At 60.6% G+C, this 4,647-nt stretch carries 2 protein-coding genes; both read left to right on the forward strand.

From position 1 onward, the window contains the following. Positions 1–61: 61 nt before the first annotated feature. Positions 62–514 carry a DcrB-related protein gene (locus A7Z29_RS22805; RefSeq protein ID WP_000141613.1) on the forward strand — a complete coding sequence of 151 codons (453 nt, stop codon included), beginning with the start codon at positions 62–64 and terminating at the stop codon, positions 512–514. A gap of 18 nt (positions 515–532) precedes the next feature. Beyond that, positions 533–4,647 (forward strand): DUF6531 domain-containing protein (locus tag A7Z29_RS22810; RefSeq protein WP_105290887.1); only part of this gene is annotated, 4,115 nt, incomplete at its 3' end.

Below are 4,647 nucleotides of genomic sequence, written 5' to 3' on the forward strand. Positions count from 1 at the left end.
ATGACTGAAAAATAAATCACAACCATTATTAAATATTTTATTCAAAGGGACTCTTTCCATTATGACGGAATATTATGTAAATGAAGCCGTTCTGTCTTTCGACGGCAATATATCTCAGGACAGTACCATTAATATGCTGCGCCTCAGTGATCCCGATGCCGCATTAATTATCAGCCGGGGCCAGATGCAGGAGGGAGACGAATTAGCCTCTCAGGTTGAACAGCAGATGAAAAAACTGGAAAAGCAGGTTAAGGAGCTGCACTACACGCCCGTGCAGGTGACCCGGGTGGGGATTAATGACGGCGAAGAAGGGCTGGAGATACAGAGTCAGTTTCTCCGGGGTAACGAGCAGGTGTACCAGTGTCAGGTGGCATTTGTATTGCCGGGTGAGCGGGTCATGATGGCCTTCACCTACGCCAGAACCACACCGCTGACCCCGGCAGACATGACGCGCTGGGCTGAAATTAAAAAGAATCTGCGCTTCAGGATGCGGCAGGAAGCCAGGACGAATTAATCACACAGGGAACGGGACATGGAAGAGGCATTCTGGGCGGCAAGGCAGGGGGATGCCCTGCTGCATACGTCGTTTATGGCAGATGTGCTGGGGGCTGTGCTGGAAGTGGCGGCAAATGTCGTTATTGATGCCCTCATTGTCGGGGCTGCCACGGTGCTGGCAGCGTCAGCGGGGGTGACGCTGGGGTGCACGGCCGTCGTGCTGATCGGTTTTGTGGCGGGGGTGGCGATGGTGTACACCGGCGTGACAGAAACGGTCAGCGAAGCCTGTTCTGCCCTCGCTGATATGTTGTTCCCGCCTCAGACTGAAGGTTACATCCTCACCGGCTCTGGTGACACATTGATCAACAGCAAACCTGCCGCGCGGGCAGCAGCCACTGCGGTATCGCGGCAGGAGATTGAGGCGCAGGAAGCGCAGGCGAAGGCGGAACAGGAAGAAGCGCAGCGTCAGGAGGACGCCAGAACATTCCGGGATGTGGCCGGGGAATATCTGGAAATGGCGGGGGCCATAGCCCTGGCGGTTAACCCGGTGACAGGACCTGTGCTGATGTCCCGGGCGCTGTCCGGCCAGCTCAGTACGGAAGAAGGGCGTGCTGAGCTGGTGGATGGCGTGACACATTTTGTGTCGGAACTGTGGCAGCCCACTGTGGCCAGTGCGGCTCCGGGCTCCACCCCGACCCCTGACGATAAAATCGACTGCCATAAACATCCCTCCTCACTGACTCAGTTACTCGCACAAAAAAAAGCCGCCTTTCTGGATGACCCTGCGGGAACGGTCCTTAACCTGTTCAGTCCGGACGGTATGCTGGAAACCGCCTTCCAGGGCGTGAATGCGGTTATTGGCAGTATCAGCAATCTGTTCAGAGATGATGACGAACCGCCAGCGGCGGAGTATATCGCGGAAGGCGCTCGGGATGTGCGTATCAACAGCCAGCCGGCGGCACGCAGCGGGGCACGCTGTACCTGTGAGGCCCGGGTGGTGAATGAGCCGGGGGACGGGGCGTTTGTGTCACCGGATGTCCGCATTGGGGGGCCGTTACTGGTGGTCAGGGATATCAGAAGCGGCAGGTCGCAGATAACCCTGGTGGCAACCGTGGCGCTGATGTTTCTCCGCCCGGGCAAAATGCTTTCTAAAATCGCCTGTTTTGCTGCCGGTGTCGGGATGAGCATGATAACACAGAAGGCCATCAGCGCCCTTCCACATCCGGTCAACGCCGCCACCGGAGCCAAATATCTGGCGGATGACGACGATTTCGACTTCAGCCTGCCGGGTCACTTTCCGCTGGACTGGCAGCGTGTGTACAGCAGTCGTGACGAGCGCACGGATGGGATGTTCGGTCAGGGCTGGAGTGTGATGTATGAAGTGAGCCTCGAGCGCACACCGGGTAACGCGGACGAAAACTGCATGACCTTTGTGTCGGGTATGGGGCGACGCCTGGATATGGAAGCCGTGCTGCCGGGGAGCGGGTTTTACAGTCCTGGTGAAGGACTGGCAGTACGGCGTGGTGAGCAGGGGCACTGGCTTATCAGCAGCGATGATGGACAGTTTTTTCTGTTTGAAGCCGACCCGCATCACCCGCAGCGCCAGCGGCTGAAAATGCTGGGCGACCGTAACAGCAACTGTCTGAATCTGTACCACGACGAGCTGGGGCGCATCACGCAAATCAGTGGTGAACAGCGGCGTCCGTGCATCCGTCTGCATTACGACCTGGCGGCGCATCCCCGGCGGGTGACGCAGATTTATCAGCATTTCCCTGATACTGCACCTTTACTGCTGCGTCGTTACAGCTATGACGAGGCCGGGCAGCTGACCGGCGTGTACGACAGTACCGGCCACCTGCTGCGCGAGTTTGCCTACAACGATAATCACTGCATGACCCTGCACCGCCAGCCGGGCGGCGAGGGATATTATTATCAGTGGGGCTGGTATGACGGTCCGGATGACGCAGCGTGGCGGGTGACGGGGCACCACACGGACAGCGGTGAACAGTACCGGCTGGCGTGGAACCTGGCGGCGCGCAGGCTGTGCGTGACGGACGGTCTGGGGCGCACGCGTTATCATCAGTGGGATGCGCAGAACCAGGTGACGGCGTACCGGGACGAGGCCGGGCAGGTGATGACGTTCCGCTGGAGCGACGAAGAACGGCTGCTGCTGGGGATGACCGATGCTCAGGGCGGCAGATGGCGCTATGTGTATGACCGTCAGGGGCATATCACGGAGACGCACGACCCAATGGGGCGGGTGTCGCAGACGCAGTGGCACCCGGTGTGGCACGAACCGGAGACGGAGGTGGATGCGGGGGGCAACAGCTGGCGCTGTGAGTACGATGAACGCGGCAATCTTCTTGCCGTGACCGACCCGCTGCAACAGAGCACCCGGTATCAGTATGACCGCCACGGCCAGGTGGTGCAGATAACCGACGCACGCGGGGGAAATAAATACCTTCAGTGGAACGAAGACGGGCAGCTGATGCGGCACACGGACTGCTCCGGCTCGCAGACGGCCTGGTTCTATGATGAACGCACGCGGCTGATACGGATGACAGACGCGCAGAGCCACAGCACGCGCTACGGGTATGACGACAGCGGTCACCTGGTGGAGGTGATACTGGCGGACGGTCGCACGGCGCGTTACCAGCCGGATGCGGCGGGCAGGCTGGTGAAATACACCAGCCCGGCAGGGCAGATAACGCGCTGGCAGCGCGACGGGCAGGGGCGGGTGCGCATCCGCACGGACGCGGCGGGGCGCAGGACGGGGTTCGGGTACGACGCCTACGGGCGTCTGGTCACGCTGACAAACGAGAACGGAGAAAGCTACCGGTTCCGCCACGATGTGCTGGACCGTCTGGCGGAGCAGATAAATCCGGACGGCTGCCGTCAGGCGTACCGTTACAACGCGCTGAACGCGGTCACGGAGGTGGTGTTCACGGGCGACCAGGGCGGAGAAATCCGCCACCGGCTGATGCGTGATGCAGCGGGCCGGCTCACCGCAAAGGAGACGGCAGAAACCCGCACGGAATACGTTTATGACGCGGCAGACCAGCTGCTGGAAATCCGCTGCCGGCGGCACGACGCAGACGAAACCGGCGCGCCGGAGATAATCCGCTTCAGTTACGACAGACCAGGCCGGATGCTGAGCGAGGAGACGGCGCAGGGCGTCCTGACCCACCGGTACGACGAACTGGGCAACCGGACTGCCACCACGTTTCCGGACGGCAGGACGCAGCGGCATCTGTACTACGGCAGCGGTCATCTCCAGCAGATAAATCTGGACCGGGAAGTCATCAGCGAGTTCACGCGTGACAGCCTGCACCGGGAGGTACTCAGAAGCCAGGGGCGGCTGAGCACGCGGCAGCTTTATGACCCTGCCGGGCGGCTGAAACGTAAGGAGACCTGCAGCGGAATGCGCGGGGTGGTGCCGGAGACGTTCACGGACCGGCAGTACAGCTACAACGGTCAGGACGAACTGCTGAAGACACGGCACAGCCGGCGGGGCGAAACGGATTACTTTTACGACAGCACGGGGCGCGTCACGGCGTGCCGCCTGGAGGATGAGGGATATCTGGCGAGCTGGCAGTACGACGCAGCGGGAAACCTGCTGGACCGGCGTGCGGGGGAAAGGGCCACGGCAGAAAACAGCGTGGTGCCGTTCAGCCGGCTGATGTCTTACCGTGGTGTGCACTACCGTTATGACGAATATGGCCGGATGGTGGAAAAGCAGGGCCGGAGCGGAACGCAGAGTTACCGCTATGATGCGGAGCACCGGATGGTGGAGGCGAGGACAGCGCGGGGGACATACCGGTATGTGTACGATGCGCTGGGGAGGCGGACGGAAAAACAGCATATCAGCCATGACGGTAAAGCGTACAACCGGACAAAATTTTTATGGGACGGGATGCGGCTGGCGCAGGAGAGCAGGCCGGAAGGGAGCAGCAGCCTGTATATTTACAGTGCCCCGGGGAGTTATGAACCGCTGGCGCGGGTGGATAAGGCGGGCAAAGGGGAACCGGCCCGGGTACTGTATTTTCACACGGATGTGAACGGCGCGCCGGAAGAGCTGACGGACAGCGACGGGAAAATCGTGTGGGAGACGGGATACCAGGTCTGGGGAAACACAATACAGGAGAAGGATCA

This window comes from Escherichia sp. MOD1-EC6842 (genome assembly GCF_002965705.1).
Classification (GTDB): Bacteria; Pseudomonadota; Gammaproteobacteria; order Enterobacterales; family Enterobacteriaceae; genus Escherichia; species Escherichia ruysiae.

What these genes read in the sequence shown, in the direction of transcription:
- A7Z29_RS22805 (WP_000141613.1), top strand. Translation starts at nt 62, where the DNA reads ATGACGGAATATTATGTAAATGAAGCCGTTCTGTCTTTCGACGGCAAT.